The 25,335-nt window shown below is 60.5% G+C and carries 23 protein-coding genes; 13 read left to right on the top strand and 10 right to left on the bottom strand.

Going from position 1 to position 25,335, the window contains the following annotated elements; genetic code table 11:
- Window positions 1-4 precede the first annotated feature (4 nt).
- A complete protein-coding gene (locus PSH64_RS14230; RefSeq protein ID WP_105346082.1) occupies window positions 5-1,306 on the top strand; it encodes an ATP-binding protein in 1,302 nt (433 codons plus the stop codon).
- A gap of 49 nt (window positions 1,307-1,355) precedes the next feature.
- Here the strand turns inward: PSH64_RS14230 and pncA are convergent, their stop codons facing one another.
- Window positions 1,356-1,985 carry a bifunctional nicotinamidase/pyrazinamidase gene (gene pncA, locus PSH64_RS14225; protein ID WP_305481043.1) on the bottom strand — a complete coding sequence of 210 codons (630 nt, stop codon included), beginning with the start codon at window positions 1,983-1,985 and terminating at the stop codon, window positions 1,356-1,358.
- A gap of 291 nt (window positions 1,986-2,276) precedes the next feature.
- Between pncA and PSH64_RS14220 the strand changes: the two genes are divergently transcribed.
- From PSH64_RS14220 to nudC, 3 genes are all read left to right on the top strand, one after another.
- Window positions 2,277-3,050, top strand: a complete 774-nt coding sequence (locus tag PSH64_RS14220) for a class I SAM-dependent methyltransferase (protein WP_105346086.1) — start codon at window positions 2,277-2,279, stop codon at window positions 3,048-3,050.
- A gap of 217 nt (window positions 3,051-3,267) precedes the next feature.
- On the top strand, window positions 3,268-4,080 hold the full coding sequence (locus tag PSH64_RS14215; protein WP_105346088.1) for a crotonase/enoyl-CoA hydratase family protein: 813 nt from the start codon (window positions 3,268-3,270) through the stop codon (window positions 4,078-4,080).
- Between the two features lie 6 nt (window positions 4,081-4,086).
- On the top strand, window positions 4,087-4,917 hold the full coding sequence (gene nudC, locus PSH64_RS14210) for an NAD(+) diphosphatase (protein WP_105346091.1): 831 nt from the start codon (window positions 4,087-4,089) through the stop codon (window positions 4,915-4,917).
- Here nudC and PSH64_RS14205 read toward each other — a convergent pair.
- Window positions 4,885-5,664, bottom strand: a complete 780-nt coding sequence (locus PSH64_RS14205; RefSeq protein WP_105346092.1) for a TSUP family transporter — start codon at window positions 5,662-5,664, stop codon at window positions 4,885-4,887. The genes nudC and PSH64_RS14205 overlap by 33 nt on opposite strands.
- 198 nt (window positions 5,665-5,862) lie before the next feature.
- Complete coding sequence (locus tag PSH64_RS14200; RefSeq protein WP_305481042.1) at window positions 5,863-7,101, bottom strand: acyl-CoA dehydrogenase family protein; 1,239 nt, start codon at window positions 7,099-7,101, stop codon at window positions 5,863-5,865.
- A gap of 467 nt (window positions 7,102-7,568) precedes the next feature.
- Here PSH64_RS14200 and PSH64_RS14195 point away from each other — a divergent pair, with 467 nt between their 5' ends.
- Window positions 7,569-8,531, top strand: a complete 963-nt coding sequence (locus PSH64_RS14195) for a transposase (protein ID WP_305481041.1) — start codon at window positions 7,569-7,571, stop codon at window positions 8,529-8,531.
- A 117-nt stretch (window positions 8,532-8,648) separates the two neighbouring features.
- Entirely contained in the window at window positions 8,649-9,743 is a 1,095-nt protein-coding gene (sfnG, locus tag PSH64_RS14190) for a dimethylsulfone monooxygenase SfnG (RefSeq protein WP_305481040.1), read from the top strand.
- Window positions 9,744-9,862: 119 nt separating this feature from the next.
- Here the strand turns inward: sfnG and PSH64_RS14185 are convergent, their stop codons facing one another.
- Window positions 9,863-10,339: a nuclear transport factor 2 family protein gene (locus tag PSH64_RS14185; protein ID WP_305481039.1), complete on the bottom strand. Its 477-nt coding sequence runs from the start codon at window positions 10,337-10,339 to the stop codon at window positions 9,863-9,865.
- A 56-nt stretch (window positions 10,340-10,395) separates the two neighbouring features.
- The gene (locus PSH64_RS14180; protein ID WP_105346101.1) at window positions 10,396-10,959 is read right to left on the bottom strand and encodes a TetR/AcrR family transcriptional regulator; all 564 of its coding nucleotides are present in this window, start codon (window positions 10,957-10,959) and stop codon (window positions 10,396-10,398) included.
- 214 nt (window positions 10,960-11,173) lie between these two features.
- Between PSH64_RS14180 and pssA the strand changes: the two genes are divergently transcribed.
- The gene (gene pssA, locus PSH64_RS14175) at window positions 11,174-12,517 is read left to right on the top strand and encodes a CDP-diacylglycerol--serine O-phosphatidyltransferase (RefSeq protein WP_019649652.1); all 1,344 of its coding nucleotides are present in this window, start codon (window positions 11,174-11,176) and stop codon (window positions 12,515-12,517) included.
- Window positions 12,518-12,606: 89 nt separating this feature from the next.
- On the opposite strand, the gene efeO (PSH64_RS14170) is transcribed toward pssA, so the two are convergent.
- From efeO (PSH64_RS14170) to efeU, 4 genes are read right to left on the bottom strand one after another with little or no spacing between them, the layout of a single operon-like run.
- Entirely contained in the window at window positions 12,607-13,431 is an 825-nt protein-coding gene (gene efeO / locus PSH64_RS14170) for an iron uptake system protein EfeO (protein WP_105346105.1), read from the bottom strand.
- Between the two features lie 26 nt (window positions 13,432-13,457).
- Window positions 13,458-14,756 (bottom strand): iron uptake transporter deferrochelatase/peroxidase subunit, encoded by a 1,299-nt coding sequence (gene efeB, locus PSH64_RS14165; RefSeq protein ID WP_105346108.1) that lies wholly within the window; start codon window positions 14,754-14,756, stop codon window positions 13,458-13,460.
- Window positions 14,757-14,774: 18 nt separating this feature from the next.
- Window positions 14,775-15,974 carry an iron uptake system protein EfeO gene (efeO, locus tag PSH64_RS14160; RefSeq protein ID WP_305481038.1) on the bottom strand — a complete coding sequence of 400 codons (1,200 nt, stop codon included), beginning with the start codon at window positions 15,972-15,974 and terminating at the stop codon, window positions 14,775-14,777.
- 8 nt (window positions 15,975-15,982) lie between these two features.
- Complete coding sequence (gene efeU / locus PSH64_RS14155; RefSeq protein WP_105346113.1) at window positions 15,983-16,828, bottom strand: iron uptake transporter permease EfeU; 846 nt, start codon at window positions 16,826-16,828, stop codon at window positions 15,983-15,985.
- A 182-nt stretch (window positions 16,829-17,010) separates the two neighbouring features.
- On the opposite strand from efeU, the gene PSH64_RS14150 reads away from it, so the two are divergent.
- The 6 genes from PSH64_RS14150 (at window position 17,011) to PSH64_RS14125 (ending at window position 24,056) form a co-directional block, all read left to right on the top strand.
- Window positions 17,011-18,027: an AraC family transcriptional regulator gene (locus PSH64_RS14150; protein ID WP_105346115.1), complete on the top strand. Its 1,017-nt coding sequence runs from the start codon at window positions 17,011-17,013 to the stop codon at window positions 18,025-18,027.
- Window positions 18,028-18,304: 277 nt separating this feature from the next.
- Window positions 18,305-19,969, top strand: a complete 1,665-nt coding sequence (locus tag PSH64_RS14145) for an AMP-binding protein (protein ID WP_305481037.1) — start codon at window positions 18,305-18,307, stop codon at window positions 19,967-19,969.
- A gap of 16 nt (window positions 19,970-19,985) precedes the next feature.
- Entirely contained in the window at window positions 19,986-20,747 is a 762-nt protein-coding gene (locus PSH64_RS14140; protein ID WP_305481036.1) for an SDR family NAD(P)-dependent oxidoreductase, read from the top strand.
- A gap of 12 nt (window positions 20,748-20,759) precedes the next feature.
- Window positions 20,760-21,953: an acetyl-CoA C-acyltransferase gene (locus tag PSH64_RS14135; protein WP_305481035.1), complete on the top strand. Its 1,194-nt coding sequence runs from the start codon at window positions 20,760-20,762 to the stop codon at window positions 21,951-21,953.
- 172 nt (window positions 21,954-22,125) lie between these two features.
- Window positions 22,126-23,253, top strand: a complete 1,128-nt coding sequence (locus PSH64_RS14130) for an acyl-CoA dehydrogenase (RefSeq protein ID WP_305481034.1) — start codon at window positions 22,126-22,128, stop codon at window positions 23,251-23,253.
- Between the two features lie 29 nt (window positions 23,254-23,282).
- The gene (locus PSH64_RS14125; RefSeq protein ID WP_019649661.1) at window positions 23,283-24,056 is read left to right on the top strand and encodes an enoyl-CoA hydratase; all 774 of its coding nucleotides are present in this window, start codon (window positions 23,283-23,285) and stop codon (window positions 24,054-24,056) included.
- Between the two features lie 126 nt (window positions 24,057-24,182).
- Here PSH64_RS14125 and PSH64_RS14120 read toward each other — a convergent pair whose 3' ends face one another.
- Complete coding sequence (locus tag PSH64_RS14120; RefSeq protein ID WP_305481033.1) at window positions 24,183-25,334, bottom strand: acyl-CoA dehydrogenase family protein; 1,152 nt, start codon at window positions 25,332-25,334, stop codon at window positions 24,183-24,185.
- Window position 25,335: the final 1 nt, after the last annotated feature.

Raw genomic sequence — 25,335 nt, 5'->3', positions numbered from 1 at the left:
ACATATGTTCAGAATCCTCTTTCGCCTGTATCTGGTGACCATTGTCTCGTTCAGCGCGGCGATCTACCTGGTGCCGGACCTGGTGATCAAGGCCTTCCATGAGCGTTTTGTGACCTACAACCTCGATTATTCCCGAGGCTTGCAAACCCTGATCGTCAAACAGTTTCGCGGTGTCCCTGTCGAGCAATGGCCCGCAATGGCGGCGGAGATGGACAAGGAGTTCCAGCCGCTGCACATCATTTTGGCCCGCAACGACGATGCCGAATTTACCCTGGATGAGCGCGAACGCTTGCAGCGCGGGGAGAACGTGGTACGCATCGGCGACTGGGGCTGGCGCACCCTGGCGGTGACACCGTTGAACGAGCAGATGGTGGTGGAGATGGTCGTGCCACCGGACCCCACGGATGTCAGTTGGTTGTACTGGAGCATCAACGTGCTGATCGGTGCGACGATGCTGGCCTGCCTGTTGTTGTGGCTGCGCCCGCACTGGCGCGACCTGGAACGTCTCAAAAGCACCGCCGAACGCTTCGGCAAGGGCCACCTGAGCGAGCGCACGCAGATATCCTCCAGCTCCAACATCGGCAGCCTGGCCAATGTGTTCGACACCATGGCCGGCGACATCGAAAACCTGCTCAACCAGCAGCGCGACTTGCTCAACGCCGTGTCCCACGAGCTACGCACCCCGTTGACGCGGCTGGATTTCGGCCTGGCCCTGGCGCTGTCCGACGACTTGCCGGCTACCAGTCGCGAGCGGTTGCTGGGGCTGGTCGCGCACATTCGCGAACTGGATGAGCTGGTGCTGGAATTGCTGTCCTACAGCCGCTTGCAAAACCCGGCGCGGCTGCCGGAACAGGTCGAGGTGTCGCTGGATGAATTCATCGACAGTATTTTGGGCAGCGTCGATGAAGAGCTTGAGTCACCGGAAATCGTCATTGATGTGCTGCTGCACGGTCAGCTCGAACGCTTCTCGCTGGACCCGCGGTTGACCGCCCGGGCGATCCAGAACCTGCTGCGCAACGCCATGCGCTATTGCGAAAAGCGGATTCAGATTGGTGTGCAGGTGTGCCCCAAGGGCTGTGAGATCTGGGTGGACGACGATGGCATCGGCATTCCGGAGGAAGAGCGGGAGCGGATCTTTGAACCGTTCTATCGGCTGGATCGCAGCCGGGACCGGGCCACGGGCGGGTTTGGCCTGGGGCTGGCGATCAGCCGCCGAGCGCTGGAAGCGCAGGACGGCACGCTGACCGCGCAAGCATCGCCATTGGGCGGCGCACGGTTCCGTTTGTGGCTGCCCAACTCAGCCTGACGCATTCGTTGTAGCAACTGCCGAGCCAGGCGAGGGAACGATCTGCAGTTCAGTCGAGTAGTGCGGTTGACTCAATCAACCCGACCCCCGCCACCTGCATCCGCTCAATCGCAGCCGCCAGCGAACCTTCCAGATCAATCGCGCGGCAAGCATCCATCACCACAAACGCATTGAACCCCGCCGCCCGCGCATCCAGCGCAGAAAACATCACGCAGAAATCCAGTGCCAGCCCAACCATGTAAACCGTGTCGATGCCGCGTTCTTTCAGGTACCCGGCCAAACCAGTGGTGGTGGTTCGATCCGCCTCCAGAAATGCCGAATAACTGTCGATGTCCGGGTTGCAGCCCTTGCGGATGATCAATTGGGCGTGGGGCAGGTCCAGCTCCGGGTGGAACTCGGCGCCGGGCGTGGCGCGAACACAATGCTCCGGCCACAGCGTCTGTTCACCGTAAGGCAACTGAATCACGTCGTAAGGCTTGCGCCCGGGGTGGCTGGAGGCGAATGAAGCGTGGCCGGGCGGGTGCCAGTCCTGGGCAATGATGACCTGTTTGAACTGGCGGCCGATGCGGTTAATCAAGGGCACGGTCAGGTCACCCTCCGGCACCGGCAGTTGCCCACCGGGAATGAAGTCGTTCTGTACGTCGATAACCAGCAAGGCAGCGCGTGAAGAAATCGGCATGGGGTAGGTTCCTCCTTGGAAAGTCAGGTGCAGCATAGTGATAAGTTCGCTGGAGTGCTAAGCCGGCTTCTCAATAACTTCGCCGTACCCTCCAGTGCCGCCTTGATGCCCAATCAGCATCAAGGCGTGTTCGATGCTCGACCAATAGACAATGGTCATGACCCCATGGGCGATGAACGGTGAACACCGCGGTGTGAAAAATTATTCATTTTTTTCTGACAATCATTGCAAGGAAAGCGCAAATCGAGGCGCTATCCTCGACAGCGTTCGTTGTCCATTTGGAGAACTGCCATGAAAGATCAGGTCCATCACTCTGCGGCCGCAGGGTATAAAGTCGGTGCCGACACTTATGTCCGTGGTCGTCCGGATTATCCAGCCCAAGTGGCTGATTGGCTTACGGTTACCCTTGAGTTGAACGCCGATAAAACCGTGCTCGACCTGGGCGCCGGTACCGGCAAGTTCACCGGGCAGCTGGTGGCGACCGGGGCGCAGGTGATTGCGGTGGAGCCTGTGCCGCAGATGCTGGAGAAACTGTCCGAAGCCTTTCCTGAGGTACTGGCAGTGAGCGGCACCGCCACCGACCTGCCGCTGCCGGATGCGTCGGTGGACGTGGTGGTCTGTGCTCAGGCCTTTCACTGGTTTGCCAGCACCGAAGCGTTGACCGAGATTGCCCGGGTGCTCAAGCCCGGCGGCAAGCTGGGGCTGGTGTGGAACCTGCGCGACGCCAAGGTCAGCTGGATGCCAAAACTGGATGCGATTGTCAACGCGCTGGAAGGCGACACACCGCGTTATTACACCGGCGCGTGGCGCGAAGCCTTTCCACATCAGGCATTCGGGCCGTTGCAGGTGCAGTATTTCAGTCATGGTCATACGGGGTCGCTGGAGGATGTAATTTTCAATCGGGTGCGCTCCATCAGTTATATCGCTGCGTTGCCGGTGGCGGAGCGGGCGAAGGTTGATGCACAACTTCGGGCACTGATCGCCGGGGAACCGGCGCTGAGGGGGCGGGATGTGGTGACCGTGCCTTATGAAACCGTAGCGTTTGTGGCGGTGAAGGACCGTTAGATCGGCGGTGCGGCCTTCGCGAGCAAGCCCGCTCCCACAGGGGATTTGTGAGCACCAAAGACCTCATGTGGGAGCGGGCTTGCTCGCGAAAGGGCCGTTCAGACGCTAAAAAAACCTGAGACCAGTCCCGCATTTGGCCGAACCGCTGCCTTACTGCCGGCACGGCTGCCTTGTTATAGTTCGGGCCTCATTTTCTGTCCGGTAAAGGATCACTGCCATGTCTCAATACACCGCCTTCAGCGTCGAACTGGCCGATAACATCGCCCATGTGCAGATCAACCGTCCGGACAAGATCAACTCGATGAACGCCGCGTTCTGGAGCGAGATCATCGAGATTTTCCAGTGGATCGACGATACCGATGAAGTGCGGGTGGTGGTGCTCAGTGGCGCCGGCAAGCATTTTTCTTCCGGCATCGACCTGATGATGCTCGCCGGTGTGGCCAATGAGCTGGGCAAGGACGTCGGCCGCAATGCGCGCCTGCTGCGGCGCAAGATCCTGGCGCTGCAAGCATCCTTCAACGCCGTCGACAACTGCCGCAAACCGGTGCTGGCGGCGGTCCAGGGTTATTGCCTGGGCGGCGCCATCGATCTGATTTCGGCCTGCGACATGCGTTACGCAGCCCAGGACGCGCAATTTTCCATCAAGGAAATCGATATCGGCATGGCGGCGGATGTTGGCACTTTGCAACGCTTGCCGCGGATCATCGGTGACGGCATGCTGCGTGAACTGGCTTACACTGGTCGCACCTTTGGCGCCGAAGAAGCGCGTAACATTGGCCTGGTCAATCGCGTCTACAGCGACACCGCCAGCCTGATAGAAGGCGTGATGGGGATTGCCCGCGAAATCGCCGGCAAGTCGCCGATTGCCATCACCGGTACCAAAGAGATGATCAGCTACATGCGCGACCATCGCATCGACGACGGCCTCGAATACGTCGCCACCTGGAATGCCGCCATGCTGCAATCCACCGATCTGCGCGTGGCCATGGCCGCCCATATGAGCAAACAGAAACCCGAATTTCTGGATTGATTAACCATGATTTCACGCTGGACCACCGCAGTACTGGACACCGATCAACCTGGCGGCTGGGCCGTGGCGCGCAGCCCCGAAGGTTTTTTGTTCGATGACAATGGCGCACTGTTTCCACGGGAATGGCTCAAGCGTCAGGACTTGTCGATTCTCGCCGAGCATGGCATCGGTCACCTCGATGGTGAACCGGTGTACCTGCTGGAGCTGCGCAGTCACAGCGAAGTGCCGGGCTGCAACTGGAAAGGCCTGCGGGCGTTCATGCTCGACGGCGATCACACCGTCTACAAGGTACTCGGCTATGCCGCGCAAATCGGTACCTGGGCTCGTGAACATCGTTTCTGCGGCAACTGCGGGCAGGCGATGATCCAGGTGCCGCGTGAGCGGGCGATGTACTGCGAACCGTGCGATTTACGCCACTATCCGCGCATTTCGCCGAGCATGATCGTGCTGGTGACCCGTGGCGACGAGGTTCTGCTGGCCCGTTCGCCGCGTTTTGTCAGCGGGGTCTACAGCACGCTGGCGGGGTTTGCCGAGCCGGGTGAGTCGGCCGAAGATTGCCTGATTCGCGAGGTTCGCGAAGAGGTGCAGATCGAGGTCAAGAACATTCAGTACATGGGCAGTCAGTGCTGGCCGTTCCCGCATTCGATGATGCTCGGTTTTCATGCCGAGTACGCCGGTGGCGAGATTGTCTGTCAGGAAGATGAGATCGAAGACGCCCAGTGGTTCAACGTGCACGAGCTGCCGCCGCTGCCGGCGTCACGCTCGATTGCCCGCTACCTGATCGACGTCTACGTGGCGCGGCGCTTAGGCCACGCTGAACCAGTGCTGCCAGGCTAGGCGCACGGTCAGGCCCAGCACCACGGTGATGAACACCGGGCGAATGAATTTCGCACCGCCGCTGATGGCGGTGCGTGCGCCGAAGAAGGCGCCGACCATCACCGACAGGCCCATGCTCAGGCCGATAATCCAGTCCACTTGCCCGGAAAAGATGAACACCGACAGCGCCGCAATGTTGCTGACGAAGTTCATGCTGCGCGCCACGCCGCTGGCCTTGACCAGGTCGATGGGGTAGAGCAGCAGGCTGCTGACGGTCCAGAACGCCCCCGTTCCCGGCCCGGCCACGCCATCGTAGAAGCCGAGACTGAAGCCCTGGCTCGATTGCCACTTCTTCCTGATCGGTGCATCGCTGTCCAGCGGCGCTTTCGGCGTGCCACCGAACAACAGGTACAAGCCGCAGGCGAACACAATCACCGGCAGCATCTTGTTCAGCCATTCCGCCGGCAAGTAATGAGCGACCACAGCGCCGGTGAGTGCGCCGACCAGTGTGCCGACGATGGCGTGCATCCATTGCCGAGGATGGAACAGCTTGCGCCGGTAGAAGGTGAAGCTGGCGGTGGCCGAGCCGAAGGTCGAACTGAGTTTGTTGGTGCCCAGCACCAGGTGCGGCGGCAGGCCGGCGGTCAACAGCGCCGGGGTGGTCAACAGACCGCCACCGCCGGCGATGGCGTCGATGAAACCGGCAATGAAAGCGACGAAGGCCAGAACGGCCAAAGTAGTGAGGTCAACGCTGAGTTCGAAAGGCATGGAATGGGCTTATTCGGCAGGGCGCAGAAGAGGGGCTGCGGGGGAAGGCCGGTATCTTACCCATATCCAAACTTTGCAGCGACCGGTCTGGCCTATTCGCGAGCAAGCCCGCTCCCACATTTAATCGCATTCCTCTGAAGGAACTCGGTCGAATGTGGGAGCGGGCTTGCTCGCGAAGGCGTCAACTCCAACAACACATCACTTGCGCACAGGCCCATTACCGATCTGCCACACAAACGGCGGTTCGGTCCCGTTAATCGCCCAGTCCCCAACAATCCGAGCCTTGTAGATCACCGGATTGTGCGATGACACGGTCCGCGCATTGCGCCAATGCCGATCCAGCGATTTACCTTCGCGAACATCCGAAGCGCCCAAGGCGTTGAACAGCGCCGTAGTCGCCCGCTGGATCAATTCCGAGACCACCACCTGAGCTTTGGCCGATTCAATCTCCGCCGCCACATTCGCCGCGCGTTCCAGCGCTTCATCCCCTGAGAACCGTGCCAGATAAGCCCGCTGCGCCGGTTGTGCGGCTTTCAGGGCACTGGCTTCGGCGGCATACACCCACGCCGCCACTTCACCCACCACCTGCTGCACTTGCGAATCCTCGCTGACCCGCTGCGCATTGCCATGGCTATAGATGCGTCTACGCTCGCGCACCTGATGCGTCACATCGCGCAAGGCAGAGCGGCCGATGCCGGCCAGGGTCGCCAGCAGCACCAACTGATAAAACGCCGTCTGGTATTTGAAACGGGTGGCGAAGTCGATGATGTTTTCAGCCTCCACTTCGGCATCGGTAAAGCGCGAGGTGCCACTGCCAGTGGTGCGCTGGCCGAAACCGTCCCAGTCATCGCTCTGCACAATCCCCGGCTGGCGTGTGCGGACGGCGGCGATCACGTCGCCACCGGTATCGCTGCGTTGGGCATAGACGTCGATCCAGTCAGAGAAAATGCTGCCGGTGCTGTAGAACTTCTCGCCATTGAGCCGCCACTGCTCGCCATGGGGAGAAACCTTGGTGATCACTTCGCCGATTGCCACGGCGCCGATCTCGGTCCAGGCATTGCCGACGATGTCTCCGTCAACAAAGCGTTTGAACCACAGATCCCGGCCCGGCCCCGGGGGTGAGTTCAAGCGGTCCTCGGCAAAGGCGAAATGCCCGCGCAGGGCCTGGGGTACGTTGGAGTCGGCTTCGGCCAGTTCGATCAGCAATTCGAACAACTGTGGCAAGGATGCGCCGCCACCGCCGTATTCAACCGGCACTCGCACCGCGCCGAAACCGGCGTCCTTGAGCCACTGAATCGGCTCGTTCGGCAGGCTGCGGCTTTGCTCGCGCTCGACGGCACCGGCGGCGATGCGCTGGAAGATCGGCCGAAAGCGTTCGGCCAGTGCTTCATAGTCAGTGCCGGTGGACAGCGGGTTGATTACCTGGTGATCGGTCATGGGACAGCTCCTTGGCGTGGTAAAAAAATCGGCGGTGAAAGGCGTTGCATGCCAAGGGCGATTGCACGGTCCATGCCGAAGCTCGCAGGTATAGTTTATTGGAGGGTGTGGATTTCGGCGTGGCCTGAATTGTTGCTGTGGCAACAGTGCATCAGCAAATTGCTTCAGGTGTACCCGGTTACCTGCGGGAGCGGGCTTGCTCGCGAAGGGAGGTTAACATTCAACTTATTTATTGGCTGGCATACCGCTTTCGCGAGCAAGCCCGCTTGTATGTTTAGACTTGAAGGGGTGGGTGGGACTAAAAGCCCGATTCTGACTCTAGCCAGTACAGACCGTGGGAGACTTCGTCCCACCCCTTCTACCTAAAAGCGCCAATAAGGAATTCATCGGCTAGGCCGACGATAGAGACAAGCCAGCGCAACGGTAGACCCCAACAAGCTCTTAAACCCTAGCTCCGAGGATTCGTCATGACAATCCTTACTTCGCAAGCGGTCGTGGGTGTTGATGTGGCCAAGGCTGAGGTGCTCGTCTATCGCGCCGATCTGCAAACCACACAAGCCATCTCCAATAATCGAGCAGCACTCAAACGTTGGCTCAAGACGCTGCCCGCCAAAAGTGGCATTGCCGTTGAGGCCACCAACATTTACCACTTGGACACGGTTGAGTTGGCCTATGAGTTGGGTCATCAGGTCTACGTCGTGGACGGTTATCGCTTGAGTCATTACCGCCGCGGTGTCGGCCAACGAGCTAAAAATGATCCGTGTGATGCTCGTCTTCTGGCTCGGTATCTGGCGCATGAACAGGGTGGGTTACGCGCTTGGAGCCCGCCGCCCAAGGCTTACAAGGCCCTGCAAAGCCTGCTTCATCGACGGGCAGCACTGATCAAGGCGCGTGTCAGCCTGGCTCAGAGCTGGGCCAATGAGCCGCGCCTGGAAGAAGAGCTGAAATGTCTGATGGAGACGTTTAAGCGCTCGGATTTGGCCATTCAAAAACAGCTGCGTGACCTGAGCAAAGAGGCCGGAGCCGCCGAAAATATTGAGCGTTGCAAGGCCATTGAAGGCGTTGGTGTACTGACGGCAACTGGATTTGCGACGGCTTTTTTGCGTGGCGAGTTTAAGGACAGCAATGCCTTCATCGCTTTTTTGGGCATGGACTTGAGGGTCGATGACTCGGGAAAAAAGACGGGGAGTCGCAGTCTGACCAAGAAAGGGGATCCGGAAATACGACGTCTGGCCCACAACTCGGCCATGGCCGCCTGTCGTTCAGCGACCTGGAAACCATTTTATGAAGGGTACCTGGCCAGAGGTTTCAAGAGGACTCAGGCCCTGGTAATCCTTGCCCGAAAACTCGCCCGGGTGGCGTTCGCTCTGATGAAAAACCAGAGCGAATACCAACCGAATCGACCGTTGCAGGGTTGTCCTGCAACATAGAATCTCCCACAGGGTATCTCGCTCGACTCAAGACGCCAGTGTCACAAAACGCGATTCAAGCGATGGCACGGTTGCTGCTCTGGCCAAGGACTTCCCTGAAAACCCGAGGACACGTCCATGAGTCAGCAAGCCGTCAAATTTGCCTACTGGGTGCCGAACGTCAGTGGCGGGCTGGTGGTCAGCAAGATCGAACAGCGCACCCATTGGGGCATCGACTATAACCGCAAACTGGCGCAACTGGCCGAAGAGGCGGGGTTCGAATATGCCTTGACCCAGATTCGTTTCACCGCTGGGTATGGCGCCGAGTTTCAACATGAATCGGTTGCGTTCAGCCATGCACTGCTGGCCGCGACCAGCAAGCTGAAAGTGATTGCGGCAATCTTGCCGGGGCCATGGCAACCGGCGTTGGCAGCCAAGCAACTGGCGACCATCGATCAACTCACCAATGGCCGGGTGGCGGTGAACATTGTCAGTGGCTGGTTCAAGGGGGAATTTCAGGCCATCGGCGAACACTGGCTGGAGCACGACGAGCGTTATCGCCGCTCCGAAGAATTTATCCGCGCACTCAAGGGCATCTGGACCCAGGATAATTTCACCTTTCGCGGTGACTTCTATCGCTTCGACAACTACAGCCTCAAACCCAAGCCGTTGGGTCGACCGGAAGTCTTCCAGGGCGGCAGCTCCCGTGCTGCCAGAGACATGGCGGCGCGGGTGTCGGATTGGTATTTCACCAATGGCAACACTCCTGAAGGCATCAAGGCCCAAGTCGACGATATTCGCGCGAAAGCGAGCGCCAATAATCATTCGGTGAAGGTTGGAGTGAATGCCTTTGTCATTGCCCGCGACACCGAAGAAGAGGCGCGGGCGGTACTGGCGCAGATCATCGATCAGGCCGATCCGCACGCGGTGAATGCCTTTGGCGATGCGGCGAAACAGGCGGGCAGGGCGTCACCAGAGGGCGAGGGCAACTGGGCCAAATCGACCTTTGAAGATCTGGTGCAGTACAACGACGGTTTCAAGACCAACCTGATCGGTACGCCGCAGCAGATTGCCGAACGGATCGTCGCGTTGAAAGCGGTGGGGGTGGATCTGGTGCTGGCGGGGTTTCTGCACTTTCAGGAGGAGGTGGAGTACTTCGGTAAACGGGTGTTGCCGCTGGTGCGGGAGTTGGAAGCCAAAGCACAGCTCGAGCAGAGCACCGCAGTCGCCTGAACACCACAAAACATTGTGGGAGCGGGCTTGCTCGCGAAAGCGGTGTGTCAGTCGACATCAATGTTGAATGTCAGTCCGCCTTCGCGAGCAAGCCCGCTCCCACATGGATCTCTGTGAAGTTACAGGCCCAGGTCGGACAAGCCCGGGTGATCATCCGGCCGGCGGCCCAGCGGCCAGCGGAACTTGCGCTCGCTTTCCTTGATCGGCAGGTCGTTGATGCAAGCGTAACGGTTGAACATCAGCCCGTTCTCGTCGAACTCCCAGTTCTCGTTGCCGTAGGAACGGAACCAGTTGCCCGAGTCGTCGTGCCATTCGTAGGCGTAGCGCACGGCAATGCGGTTGTCGCCGTGGGCCCAGAGTTCCTTGATCAGCCGGTAGTCCAGTTCCTTGGCCCATTTGCGGGTCAGAAAAGCTTTGGCTTCTTCGCGGTTGTGGGCGAACTCGGCGCGATTACGCCATTGGGTGTCAAGGGTGTAGGCCAGGGACACCCGCTCCGGGTCGCGAGAGTTCCAGCCGTCTTCGGCCAGGCGAACTTTTTCGATGGCCGATTCACGGGTAAACGGTGGCAATGGCGGACGAACTTCGGCAGTAGACATATTAAGTCTCCCTATCAAATTAACGTTCAAGCAAGTTGTCGGGCTTATTTAAAGTGTTACAGGTCCAATAACTTTCGCGCCATGCATTGCGCATTATCGGCGGCACTGTGATCACCCGTCACAAGCGCTACGGTAATGGCACCGTCGATCAGGATCAGCAGCTGTCTGGCCAGCGTCTCCGGGTCTGTTGCGCCATATTCGGTACAGAGCTCGCGCACGTAGTCGAGCAGCTTCTGTTTGTGTTCTTTGGCGACCAGGCGAACCGGGTCTTGCGGGTCGCCGGTTTCGCCACTGGTATTGATGAATGCGCAGCCGCGAAAGCCCTCGGAGGCGAACCAGGCCTTGAGCACGGTAAACAGGTCGAGCAGCCGCTCGGCGGGGGTTTGGCCCTTGCCGACTTCGCTCCGATACCAGTTCATCCAGCGCACATCACGGCGTTGCAGGGCCGCGACGACAAGCTCCTCCTTGTTGGCGAAGTAGCGGTAAATACTTTTTCTGGAAACGCCGGCGGTTTTCACCAGAAGATCCATGCCGGTGGCAGCAATGCCACTTTTGTAGATCAACTTTTCGGTGACATCCAGAATGATGTCGCGTGTGTCATTGCTAGTGATTTCGTTCATGTGGCAAACAGTAGAATGATCGTTCTTCTTGGTCAAGAAAATATTTTTCTGTCTGCGAAATTGCTATCGCGGGCAAGCCCGCGCCCACAGGTACCGCGTTATCCTTGTGGGAGCGGGCTTGCTCGCGAAGGGCTCTTTACAGACACTGACAAGACCCAAGGCAATCCATGGTGTAAGCTCTCTGACTCTTCGGATTCGACCCTTTGCGAGCCTTATGCCGTTGCTTTTCAAACGCTCTCTGCTGCCTAAATTGCGCAGTTTTCCGCTGACCGCCGATGCCGTCACCATCCTCTCTGGCGCTGCCGAGTTCCGTCGTTGTCTGCTGGAAAAAATCGCCCAGGCGACCCGGCGCATCTACATCGTTGCGCTGTACCTGCAACAGGATGAGGCCGGCCAGGAAATCCTCGATGCCCTGCACGCAGCTAAACTGGCACGCCCGGAACTGGACGTGGTGGTGGTTGTGGACTGGCTGCGTGCCCAACGTGGCTTGATCGGTGCCGGCAAGCAGCCGGGCAACTCGGCCTGGTATCAGGAAACCACCCGCACCCACGAAAGCGAAGTGCCGGTGTACGGCGTGCCGGTGCAGACCCGCGAGCTGTTCGGCGTGCTGCATTTGAAGGGCTTCGTGATCGACGATTGCGTGATCTACAGCGGCGCGAGCCTGAACAACGTTTACCTGCACAAATTCGACAAGTACCGCTTCGACCGTTATCACCTGCTGCAGAATCAGGCGCTGGCCGATTCGATGCATCACCTGATCCAGCACGGTTTGATCACCTCCAAAGCGGTGCATCGCCTCGACCTGCCGAACCTGCCGACCACCCGCAGTCTGCGCCACGACATCGGCGACCTGCGCAGCCGTCTCAAGCACGCGGCGTACGACACCACGGCGGGTAGCACGGCAAAGGGCGGTTTATCGGTCAGTCCGTTGCTCGGTGTGGGCAAGAACAACCCGTTGAGTCGGGTGATCTGCGAGCTGATCGCCAGTGCGCAGCATCAGCTGACCATCTGCACGCCGTACTTCAACCTGCCGCTGGCGGTGACTCGGGAAATCAATCGGGCCCTGGCTCGCGGCGTGAAGATCGACATCATCGTCGGCGACAAGACCGCCAACGATTTCTACATCCCGCCCAGCGAGCCGTTCAAGGTGATCGCGGCGCTGCCATACCTCTACGAAATCAGCCTGCGACGTTTCGCCAAGCGTCATCAGCGCAACATCGACAGCGGCAAGCTGAACCTGCATCTGTGGAAGGATGGTGATAACACCTATCACCTCAAGGGCATGTGGATCGATCAGCGCTACACCTTGCTGACCGGCAACAACCTCAATCCACGGGCGTTCCGTCTCGACCTGGAAAACGCGTTGCTGATTGATGATCCGAAAGGCGAGTTGCTGGAGCCGCGTGGCAAGGAACTGGCGGAGATTTTCCAGCACACTCGCCGTATTGAGCGTTACCTGGATCTGCAAACGCTGCCGGATTACCCGGCGGGGGTGGCCAAGTTTCTCAAGCGTGTGAGTCGCGTCAGGATTGAGCGGTTGTTGTATCGGATTTTGTAGGGTTCAAAAGCAAAGATTGCAGCCTTCGGCAGCTCCGCGCCTGTGGGCGCCGCCGAAGGCTGCGATCTTTTCACAGACAACGCCGATATTCAGTTCAACCCCAACTTCCCCCGCAACATCGACAAGTCCTCAGCCAACGTATTCACCGGCCCGACCAGCGCTTTGCGGTCGCTGTCCTTCACCTTGTCATACGTTTCAAAACCACCCCCTGTAGTTTTGTACTTGGCTAACGTCTTGTTCACCGTAGCGAAGTTCTTGTCGACTTTGGCCATGAATGCCGCGTCTTGCTTCTCGATCTGCGGACGGAACAGGTCGACGATTTTCTTCGCGCCGTCGATGTTGCCCTGGAAATCATAGAGGTCGGTGTGGCTGTAGCGATCTTCCTCGCCGGATATCTTGGTGGCGGCCACTTCTTCAAGCAGCGCAGCGGCGCCGCCGACGACTTTTTCCGGTGGGAAGGTCAGGCCGGCGACGCGGGTTTGCAGGTCTTTCACGTCTTTGTTCAAGCCGTCAGCCAGCGCGTCCAGACCCTGGGTGCTGTTCTCCGAGAACAATGAATATTCGATGCGATGGAAACCAGTGAAGTCTTCGGCCTTCACGCCTTTTTCGTGGTCGTCGACCCGCGAGTCGATGGACGCATCGAGGTCACTGAACAACTCGGCAATCGGTTCGATCGACTCGTAATAGACACGGGTCGGTGCGTAGAGCTTTTTCGCGGTGGCCAGGTCGCCTTTTTTCACTGCATCGGTGAATTGCTGAGTGTGGCTGGCGAGTTCATCCAGTTGTTCGGTGACGTAGATCTTGTAGTCAGAGATCGGCCCCACTAACTCCAGCGGCGCCGTCGCCGCGAAAGCCGAAAACGGGGTGTTGAGCAAACCAAGGGTCAGCAGTAACGCGAGGGGCGACTTTTTCATGGGACGGTTCCGTGGAGTGGTAAGGGTCAGACTGAGGCTTTGGGTTGTGTGGCGTTGAGCAGCGAGCGGCCGATGAAGTCCTTGTCGCCGGTCACACCCGGCAGGGTGAAGAAGTACCCGCCACCAACCGGTTTCAGGTATTCCTCCAACGGCTCGCCATTGAGTCGGGTCTGCACGGTGATGAAGCCTTTTTGCAAATCCGCCTGGTAACAGATGAACAGCAAACCCATGTCCAGCTGACCGTTCTTGTTCACGCCGTTGGAGTAGTTGAACGGCCGGCGCAGGATCAGGTTGGCCTGGGTTGCGGCGGTGCGCGGGTTGGCCAGGCGGATGTGGGCGTCGAGTTTGGTCAGCTTGCCTTCCGGGTCTTTGGCGTAATCCGGGACTTGGGTTTCATGCGCACCATCCATCGGTGCTCCGGTGCTCTTGACCCGGCCGATAATGCTTTGCTGTTCTTGCAGCGGCGTGCGGTCCCAGCGTTCGACGAAGTTGCGGATGATCCGCACCGCCTGGTAGCTGCCGTTGACCGCCCAGGCCGGTTCGTCGCTGCCGGGCTGGACCCAGACGATGCTGTCCATGGCCTTGGCGTCGTTGGAGTCGGGGTTGGCCGAGCCGTCGCGAAAACCCAGAAAGTTGCGTGCGCTTTGCGCCGGCACGCCGGGTTTCGTCGGGGCTTGCGGAGGCACGCTGCCTTCCTGTTTCCAGCGCACCAGCAACAGATCCGGCAGGTTTTTCACGATGTCGCGCAGGGCGTGGATGTTGGTGTCGGCGGTGTTGGAGCAGAACTGCAGGCTAAGGTCGCCGTGGCAGCAGTCGGCCTCCAGTGCGTCGTTGGGGAAACCGACCATGCGGATCAGCCGCTTGGGCTTGGCGCCGGCCAGACCGAAGCGCTCGTCGAACAGCGACTCGCCCACCGATACAGTGATGGTCAGGTTGTCCGGTGTGACCACCGGGCCAAGAATCCCCGAGTCCAGCGGCGGCAGTTTGGGGTCGACCTGGGCCACCGGACCGCCCTGCATCAGGAACGCGATACGCTCGTTGAGCGTGCGAAACAGCCGCTCCAGATCTGCGCGGTCGCTGGCCAATACGTCGAACGACACCAGCATGCCGGATGTTGGGCGCGGGGTGACGATGCCGGTCTGGTGCGGGCCGTGGAAGGCGTGGCGGTCCTCGGTCTTGTCGCTGCTGGGTGCTTCGGTGACTTGCGCGGGGCTGGCGGCCATGGCCGGGCAACTCAGGGCCGAACCAGCTATCGCCACACCGGCGGCTCCCATACCCATCAATACACGACGGCGTTGTGCTGAAAACTGTTCTGAGTCGTTCATCTGTCTGAGGTCTTCTGATTACAGGCCGGAAAGGCCAAGGGCGGGATCGATTCCATCGAGTGCATCGGCCAGAACCTTGGCCTTGTCGGCGATACGTTTGCGCTGTTCGGCGCTGACAGTGTCGTAGCTGGCGTAGCCATCCTTGACCTTGAAACCGTTGAGTTCGGCGTCGAAGGCCGTGAGCGCGCTGTCAATTTTCGCCAGTAGTTCAGCGGCAGGTTTGCTCAGCAATGGCCGCAACAGGTCGACGACTTTGCGGGTCGCGTCGAGGTTGGCGGCGAAACCGTTCAGGTCGGTGTGGCTGTAGCGTTCTTCTTCGCCGCTACTGGCGCGTACCTCGGCGAGGCTGTTGAGGTTGCGCACCAGCATGCTCACCAGTTGTTCCGGCGGCAGCGACTGGGCCAGCAGTTGCTGTTTGAGGTTGGCGACATCGATGCTCAGGCGTTGTGCAACAGGCGTCAGACCGTCGAGGTTGCGTTGTTGGAACAGCGCGTATTCGAGGCGGTGGAAGCCGACGAAGCCCGGATCCTGCTCGCGCTTATCGAAGTAATCGGCGCGGGCATTGATCGCGTTGTCCAGCTCCGCCAGGCGCTGGGCTGCTGGAGCCAACCGTTGATAAGCTGCGCGAGCCGGCACATACAAGGCTTGCGCCTGGCTCAGGTCGCCGGCCTCGATTGCTTGCTCAAGCGCGGCGACGGCTTTGATCAATGCGGTGCTCTGGCTGCTCAGGTACACGCGAAACTCCGACAATGGGCCAATGAACGCCACCATCGACGGACGCGCCTTGGCCGCCGCATCGGACGCGGCAGTCGAGCTGACATGCAAGGTGCCGCGCGGGTTGCTCAGCAAGCCGCAGGTGATGGCGTAGTCGCCGGGCAACAGGTTGGCGTTGATCACCTGGCTCAGGCCAGGGGCGATGTTCTCGCGCTCTTCGACCACCAGCACGCCGTCAAGAATTTCCCATTCGACGGCACGGTCCGAGCGGTTGACGATACGGAAACTGGTGCGACCGGCCGGAACCGTCAGCGCATTCGGTTCGCAGCTGTGCGGGTGAAGGGTGACCAGCACTTGGTCGTGGTTGCTTTGGCGCTTGGCGGCGGCCATTTTCGAGGCGTAGTAGAACAGGCCACCGGCGGCGATCATCACGATCACCGAACCGGCTACCGCCCAGCGCAAGGCGCGGGGCGGGGAAGCCACTGGAGGAACTGGCGTTGACATGAAGGCCCTTACTGGCTGGAAACGGAGGAGGGTGTTTGCGCAGATGTGGCTACGGGAGCCGGGAGAAAAAACATCACCAGTGCCACCAACAGATAAGTCAGATATGCCCCGAGGGTGCTGACCGTCGGTGCGTCCTGGTAGCCGAACATCCCGGCCAGCACCGAGCCCAGCGGGCCGTCCATCGGCAGCGTGGCACTGAAATCGAAGAGCACGGTTTGCAGGTGATTCCACACGCCGGCTTCATGCAGGGCTTGCACCGAGTTGGAGAGAATCCCGGCGGCCACCACCAGGATGAACAGACCGGTCCAGCGCAAGAACGCCGAGAGATTCAGGCGCAGGCTGCCGGTGTAGATCAGGAAGCCGACGATGATCGCCAGGGCCAGGCCGAGCAGGGCGCCGAGCGGTGCGGCCGGGCCTTCGCTTTGCTGGAACACGGCGAGCAGGAAGAACACCGTTTCCAGGCCTTCCCGGGCGACGGCGAAAAACACCATGGCGATCAGCGCGGTCACTTGATGCCTGGAGCCGGTCAGCGCCTGATCGAGGGAAACGTGCAGCGAATGCTTGATCGAACGCGCCACCTTGCGCATCCAGAACACCATGGAGCTGAGAATGCCGACGGCCAGCAAACCGACCACACCTTCAAACAGCTCTTGCTGCTTTTGCGGGAATTCAGCACTGACCAGTTCCAGGCCACCGCCGACCAGCAGGGCCAGCGCGGCGGCGAGGAATACGCCGACCCACACTGCCGGCATCCATTGGCCGCGACCGGTCTGCTTGAGGTAACTGGCGATAATGCCAACGATCAACGCGGCTTCGATGCCTTCGCGCAGCATGATCAGAAAAGGAACGAGCATTCAGCACCGGGGAGTAATTAGATAGGGTGCTAATTTGTAACATGATGAAACTCATTCTCATATGGTAGTTATTGCTAATTGCCTGAACCTAAGCTGAACAACCCTGAAGATCCCACCATCCCTTAGGAGCGAGCGGTGCGCTAATATGCCCACCACTCCAATAACAAGGCTCACCCCGGTCAATGTCGGAAAAAGACACCATCGCCATTCAACTGGTGCGTGAAGCACTGTTGCAAAGTTGCGCCCCGGGCGCTGCCACCGCAGAGGTGTTGAACAAGGTCGGCATCGATCCAGCGCTGTTGGACAGCACCGACGCCCGTGTCCCGGCCACGGCCTATGCGCGCCTGTGGCGTTTGCTGGCCCGGCGCGGGGACGATGAGTTTTTTGGCATGGACCCGCGCAAGCTCAAGTCCGGCAGCCTGGAGTTTCTCTGTCGCTGCTCCATGGTCCAGCCGAGCCTGGCCGCCGGGCTGACTGCGGGGCTGGGCTTTCTATCGTTGATGCTGGAGCGCATGCCCGCGCAGCTGGTTCGCCAGCAAAGCCTGGCGGAAATCGTCCTGCTCGAAGACGACGAAGAACCGCGTCGCGCCTTCACCTATTTCACTTACTGGATGATCGTGCACGGCGTTGCCTGCTGGCTGGCGGGCCGACGGATTCCAATCCTGGCTATCGAACTGCGCTGCCCGGCGCCGGATTTTTGCGACGACTACAGGGTGATGTTTTCCGAGAACCTGCGATTCGACCGGCCGCGTACGCGGATGATTTTCTCCGCCGACTGCCTGGATTTGCCGATCAAGCGCAGCGCCGAAGAGCTCAAGCGCTTTCTGGCCCATGCGCCGGCGAACATTCTGGTCAAGTACCGCGATCCCGAGAGCCTGGCCAGCCGGATCAAGCAGGATCTACGGCAACTGCCCGCCGAGCACTGGCCGGAAACCGAGGCGCTGGCGCAGCAACTGTGCATGTCGGCCTCGACCCTGCGCCGCCGCCTGGCCGAGGAGGGCCAGACCTATCAGGGGCTCAAGGACAGCGTGCGCAAGGAACTGGCCATCGTCTGGCTGGCCGAGCCGGCCATCAGCTTCGCCGAAATCGCCACCCGCCTGGGGTTTGCCGATGCCAGCTCGTTCTACAAGGCATTTCGCAAGTGGTCGGGGTCCAATCCGGGGCATTATCGGAGTTTGATTCTTAACGAAGCCGACTGATCCGGATCATGGGGTGAGTGGTCTGGCGCCTTCGCGAGCAAGCCCGCTCCCACAGTGGATTTGTGTCCGATCACCTATCTGCAACCCACATAAAACCCATGTGGGAGCGGGCTTGCTCGCGAAGGCGTCCTCCCAGGCGCCGCATCCTGTGAACCATGGCCAAACCAGTCACGCAACTTGATAGCTTTGACCATTGTCCCGCTCCCCGCGCAGAGCGAGTATTTCCCTGTTGATTACGGTTCCCCCAACCTAATAAAAATACAGAGGGATTCTGGCAATGCGCGATTACTTGTCTGCTACGTCACAGTTCAATTATCAGCACACCGTCGATGCCGCGCTCACAGGGTCGTTGACCGCGCTCAACGCCTGCGTCGAGTGTTGCGACCGGCATGCCTTGCCGGGGCGCATAGCGCTGTTCTGGGAAGGTCGCGACGGCAGCAGCGCGACCTACACCTTCAGCGACTTGCAGGATAAGGCCGCACGCTTTGCCAATTTCCTGCTGGCCCAGGGCGTGAAGAAGGGCGACAAGGTCGCAGGCCTGCTGCCCCGCAACTTCGAATTGCTGATCACCGTGTTCGCCACCTGGCGCATCGGTGCGGTTTATCAGCCGCTGTTCACTGCCTTCGGCCCCAAAGCCATCGAACACCGTCTGAACAGTTCCGGCGCCAAAGTGGTGGTCACCGATGCGGTCAATCGCCCGAAACTGGCTGAAGTGGCCGACTGCCCGACCATCGTCACCGTCGGTGGCGCCAAGGGGCAGGGCATCGTGCGCGGCGACTTCAGTTTCTGGGCGGAACTGGCCAACTACTCCAGCGTCTGCGAACCGGTATTGCTGACCGGCGAAGACCCGTTCCTGCTGATGTTCACCTCGGGTACCACTGGCCCGTCGAAAGCGCTGTCGGTGCCGCTCAAGGCCATCGTTGCGTTCCAGAGTTACACCCGTGACGCAGTGGATTTGCGCCCCGAAGACGCTTTCTGGAACGTCGCCGATCCGGGTTGGGCCTACGGCATTTATTTCGGTGTCACCGGGCCGATGGCGATGGGGCATCCGATCACCTTTTACGATGGCCCGTTCACCCTCGAAAGCACCTGCCGGGTGATCAACAAATACGGGATTACCAACCTCACTGGCTCACCGACCGCCTACCGCTTGCTGATTGCCGGTGGCGATGAATTCGCCCGTTCGATCAAGGGCAAGCTGCGCATCGTCAGCAGCGCCGGCGAGCCGCTGAATCCGGAAGTGATCCGCTGGTTCGCCGACAACCTCGGCGTGGTGATTCACGACCATTACGGCCAGACCGAACTGGGCATGGTGCTGTGCAATCACCATGGACTGGAACATCCGATCCACATGGGCGCCGCCGGTTTCGCCTCGCCGGGTCACCGTATCGTGGTGCTGGATGACGAATACAAAGAACTCCGCGTCGGCCAGCCAGGCATCCTGGCCATCGACCGCACCCAGTCGCCGATGTGCTGGTTTGGCGGTTACGAAGGCGTACCGACCAAAGCGTTCGTCGGCAATTATTACCTGAGCGGCGACACCGTCGAGTGGAACCCGGACGGCAGCATCAGCTTCGTCGGCCGCAGCGACGATGTGATTACCACCTCGGGGTACCGCGTCGGCCCGTTCGACGTGGAAAGCGCGCTGATCGAACACCCGGCGGTGGTCGAGGCGGCGGTGATCGGCAAGCCTGATCCAGAGCGCACCGAACTGGTCAAAGCCTTCGTCGTGCTCAGCCCGCAATACCGTGCTGAACCTGCGTTGGCCGAAGAACTGCGACAACACGTGCGCAAGCGTCTGGCGGCGCACTCATACCCCCGTGAAATCGAATTTGTCAGCGAATTGCCGAAAACCCCAAGCGGCAAATTGCAGCGCTTTATCTTGCGCAACCAGGAAATCGCCAAGGCTCAAGAGGCCGCCGCGAAGAACGTTTCAGCTTGAATCCAAGGAAACAATGATGCAGATCGAAAACAAGGTTTTTCTCGTCACCGGCGGTGCCTCCGGCCTCGGTGCCGCCACCGCTGAAATGCTGGTGGCCGCCCGCGCCAAGGTGATGCTGGTGGACATGAATGCCGAAGCCGTCGCGGCGCAGGCTGCACGTCTCGGCGCGCAAAGCGTGGTAGCCGACATCAGCAATGAAGCGGCGGCAGAAGCGGCGGTGCAGGCGACGGTCAAAGCGTTTGGCGGCCTCAATGGCCTGGTCAATTGCGCCGGCATCGTCCGTGGCGAGAAGATCCTCGGCAAGACCGGCCCCCATGCCTTGGCCAGTTTCAGCCAGGTGATCAACGTCAACCTGATCGGCAGTTTCAACATGTTGCGCCTGGCTGCAGCGGCGATTGCCGAGACCGAAGCCGATGCAGACGGCGAGCGCGGGGTGATCATCAATACCGCCTCGGTCGCAGCCTTCGACGGCCAGATCGGCCAAGCCGCGTATTCGGCCTCCAAAGGCGCGATCGCCAGCCTGACCTTGCCCGCCGCCCGTGAACTGGCGCGCTTCGGCATCCGCGTGATGACCATCGCGCCGGGCATTTTCGAAACGCCGATGATGGCCGGCATGACCCCGGAAGTACGTGATTCACTGGCCGCTGGGGTGCCGTTTCCGCCACGCCTGGGCAAGCCGAGCGAGTACGCCGCGCTGGCCAGGCATATCATAGAAAACAGCATGCTCAACGGCGAGGTGATCCGTCTCGACGGTGCCTTGCGCATGGCCGCCAAATAAGGAGTATTTGTCATGACACTGTCCAACGATCCGATTGTTATTGTCAGCGCCGTCCGCACCCCGATGGGCGGTTTCCAGGGCGAACTGAAAAGCCTGACCGCGCCGCAACTGGGCGCCGCAGCGATTCGTGCCGCGGTCGAACGCGCCGGTATCGCCCCGGAATCCGTGGAAGAAGTGCTGTTCGGCTGCGTGCTCTCCGCCGGCCTCGGCCAGGCCCCGGCGCGGCAAGCGGCACTGGGTGCCGGGCTGGATAAGTCGACCCGCTGCACGACGCTGAACAAAATGTGCGGCTCGGGCATGGAGGCGACAATCCTGGCCCACGACATGCTGCTCGCCGGTAGCGCCGAGGTGGTGATCGCGGGTGGCATGGAAAGCATGTCCAACGCGCCGTACCTGCTGGACCGCGCCCGCAGTGGTTACCGCATGGGCCATGGCCGGGTGCTCGATCACATGTTCCTCGACGGCCTCGAAGACGCCTACGACAAGGGCCGCCTGATGGGCACCTTTGCCGAGGATTGCGCCGAGACCAATGGCTTCAGCCGTGAAGATCAGGACGCGTTTGCCATCGCGTCGACCACCCGCGCCCAACAGGCGATCGAGGAAGGTAGTTTTAACGCCGAGATCGTGCCGCTCACTGTGACTGTCGGCAAACAGCAAGTGCTGATCAGCCACGACGAACAACCGCCGAAAGCCAAACTGGACAAGATCGCTTCGCTGAAACCGGCGTTCCGCGAGGGCGGCACGGTGACGGCGGCCAACTCCAGTTCGATTTCCGACGGCGCGGCGGCACTGGTGCTGATGCGCCGTTCCGAAGCCGAGAAACAAGGCTTGAAGCCGCTGGCAGTGATTCACGGCCACGCGGCGTTCGCCGACACCCCGGGGCTGTTCCCGGTGGCACCGGTGGGTGCGATCAAGAAGCTGATGAAGAAAACCGGTTGGTCCCTGGACGAGGTCGAGTTGTTCGAAGTCAACGAAGCTTTCGCGGTGGTAAGCCTGGTGACCATGACCAAACTGGAAATCCCCCACGAGAAGATCAACGTCCACGGCGGTGCCTGTGCCCTGGGCCACCCGATTGGCGCGTCCGGTGCGCGGATCCTCGTGACCTTGCTCTCGGCGTTGCGCCAGAAAGGCCTGAAACGCGGCGTGGCAGCGATCTGCATCGGCGGCGGCGAAGCGACGGCCATGGCCGTGGAATGCCTGTACTGAAGCTGACGCCAATCCCTGTGGGAGCGGGCCTTGTGGCGAGGGGGCTTGCCCCCGTTCGAGTGCGCAGCGCTCGCAGATTCTTGGGTCCGCTGCGCGGCCCAACGGGGGCAAGCCCCCTCGCCACAAGGCTCCCACAGGTCTTGCGTTTCAACTTGAATTTTAAGGACTTGGCATGATCCCCAACGACGAACAACTTCAGATCAGCGACGCGGCCCGGCAGTTTGCCCAGGAACGGCTGAAACCGTTCGCCGCCGAATGGGACCGCGAACATCGCTTCCCCAAGGAAGCCATCGGCGAGATGGCTGACCTGGGCTTCTTCGGCATGCTGGTGCCGGAGCAGTGGGGCGGTTGTGACACCGGATACCTGGCTTACGCCATGGCCCTGGAAGAAATCGCCGCCGGCGATGGCGCCTGCTCGACCATCATGAGCGTGCACAACTCGGTGGGTTGCGTGCCGATCCTCAAGTTCGGCAACGACGACCAGAAAGAACGTTTCCTCAAACCCCTGGCCAGCGGCGAGATGCTCGGTGCGTTTGCGCTGACCGAACCGCAAGCCGGCTCCGATGCCAGCAGCCTGAAAACCCGTGCCCGGCTGGAAGGCGATCACTACGTGCTCAACGGCTGCAAGCAGTTCATTACTTCCGGGCAAAACGCCGGGGTGGTGATTGTGTTTGCGGTGACTGACCCAAGTGCCGGCAAACGCGGGATCACCGCGCTGATCGTGCCCACCGATTCGCCGGGCTATAAAGTCGCGCGGGTCGAAGACAAGCTTGGTCAACATGCCTCCGATACCTGCCAGATCCTCTTCGAGGATGTGAAAGTGCCGGTGGCCAATCGACTGGGTGAGGAGGGCGAAGGCTACAAGATCGCCCTGGCCAACCTCGAAGGCGGACGTGTCGGCATCGCCTCGCAATCGGTGGGCATGGCCCGCGCCGCGTTCGAAGCGGCCCGCGACTACGCCCGCGAACGCGAGAGCTTCGGCAAGCCGATCATCGAGCACCAGGCGGTAGCGTTCCGCCTGGCCGACATGGCCACCCAGATCGCCGTGGCCCGGCAGATGGTGCATTACGCGGCGGCGTTGCGCGACAGCGGCAAACCGGCGCTGGTCGAAGCGTCCATGGCCAAGCTGTTCGCCTCGGAAATGGCCGAAAAGGTTTGTTCCTCGGCGTTGCAAACCCTTGGCGGTTACGGTTACCTGAACGACTTCCCGCTGGAGCGGATCTACCGCGACGTGCGGGTGTGCCAGATCTACGAAGGCACCAGCGACATTCAGCGCATGGTCATTTCGCGCAATCTTTGAGAAGGAATCCCTCTGTGAGCAATAAAGAGCTGAACTACGAAACGATTTTGCTGGAAACCCACGGCCGTGTCGGCCTGATCACCCTCAACCGTCCGCAAGCCTTGAACGCGTTGAATGCCCAAATCGTCAGTGAACTGAACCACGCCCTCGATGGCCTGGAAGCCGATTCGAATATCGGTTGCATCGTGTTGACCGGCTCGAAAAAAGCCTTCGCCGCCGGTGCCGACATCAAGGAAATGGCCGAGCTGACCTACCCGCAGATCTACCTCGATGATCTGTTCAGCGACAGCGATCGCGTGGCCAATCGCCGCAAGCCAATCATTGCCGCGGTCAACGGTTTCGCCTTGGGCGGTGGCTGTGAACTGGCGCTGATGTGCGACTTCATCCTGGCCGGCGACAATGCAAAATTTGGCCAACCGGAAATCAACCTCGGCGTCTTGCCGGGCATGGGCGGCACCCAGCGCCTGACCCGCGCCGTGGGCAAGGCCAAGGCCATGGAAATGTGCCTGAGCGGGCGCTTGATCGATGCGGTGGAAGCCGAGCGTTGCGGGATTGTCGCGCGCATCGTGCCGGCGGATGATCTGGTGGACGAAGCACTGAAAGTCGCGGCGCTGATTGCGAAGAAATCACTGCCGATTGCGATGATGATCAAGGAAAGCGTCAACCGCGCCTTTGAAGTCAGCCTGTCGGAAGGCGTGCGTTTTGAGCGCCGGGTATTCCATGCGGCGTTTGCCACGCAGGATCAGAAGGAAGGGATGGCGGCGTTTATTGCCAAGCGTGAGGCGGAGTTCCAGGGTAAGTGATGTAGCGTTCTCACGGACGTCTTCGCGGGCAAGCCCGCTCCCACATTTGATCCAGGTTGTTCACAGATGCTGTGTACATCGCAGGACTAATGTGGGAGCGGGCTTGCTCGCGAAGCTTTTAAGGCTTCAAACCAGGTAGTGCTTGAGCTCCCGGGCAATCACCATCCGCTGTATCTCGCTCGACCCTTCATAAATCTGCGTGATCCGCGCATCCCGGTAGTAGCGCTCCACCGGGTAGTCCTCCAGATACCCATACCCGCCATGAATCTGAATCGCCGACGAGCAGACTTTCTCGGCCATCTCCGAAGCAAACAGCTTGGCCTGTGAAGCCTCAGACAGGCACGGCTTGCCGGCACTGCGCAAGCGCGCGGCGTGCAGGATCAGCAAACGCGCGGCGTTCAGTCGGGTGTGCATGTCGGCCAGCATATTGGCGATGCTCTGGTGTTCGATGATCGGCTTGTCGAACTGCACCCGATCCCGCGCATAGGCCAGCGCTGCTTCGAACGCCGCACGGGCGATGCCCAGGGCTTGCGCGGCAATGCCGATGCGGCCGCCTTCGAGGTTGGAGAGGGCGATGGCCAGGCCTTTGCCGCGTTCGCCCAACAGATTGGCTTCAGGGACGGTGCAGTTGTTCAGGGTAACGGCGCAGGTGTCGGAAGCGCGGATGCCCATCTTGTGTTCACTGCGGTCGACGATGAACCCCGTCGTTTCGGTTGGCACCAGGAACGCCGAGATGCCGCGCTTGCCCAGCTCAGGATCGGTCACCGCGAAAACGATCGCCAGTTTCGCCCGTTTGCCGTTGCTGACGAATTGCTTGGCGCCGTTGATCACCCACTGGCCGTCGCGCAGTTCGGCGCGGGTGCGCAGGTTATGGGCTTCGGAACCGGCTTGCGGCTCGGTCAGGCAGAAGCAACCGATGGCCTGGCCGCTGGCGAGGTCCGGCAGCCATTCCTGTTTTTGCTCTTCGGTGCCGTAATTGAGCACTGGCCCGCAGCCCACGGAGTTGTGGATGCTCATCAGTGCACCGGTGGCGCCGTCACCGGCGGAAATCTCTTCCACCGCCAAGGCGTAGGCAACGTAGTCGACATAAGTGCCGCCCCATTCCTCGGGTACCACCATGCCCAGCAGACCCAGCTCACCCATCTTCGCCACCAGACCGTCATCGATCCAGCCGGCCTTTTCCCAGGCTTGTGCGTGGGGCGCGATTTCGCCGCGGGCAAAATCCCGGGCCATGTCGCGGATCATCACTTGTTCTTCGCTCAATTCGATATCGTGCATG

This window comes from Pseudomonas sp. FP1742 (assembly GCF_030687145.1).
Taxonomy (GTDB): domain Bacteria; phylum Pseudomonadota; class Gammaproteobacteria; order Pseudomonadales; family Pseudomonadaceae; genus Aquipseudomonas; species Aquipseudomonas frederiksbergensis_D.
This window is presented reverse-complemented; position numbering and strand designations above follow the sequence as displayed.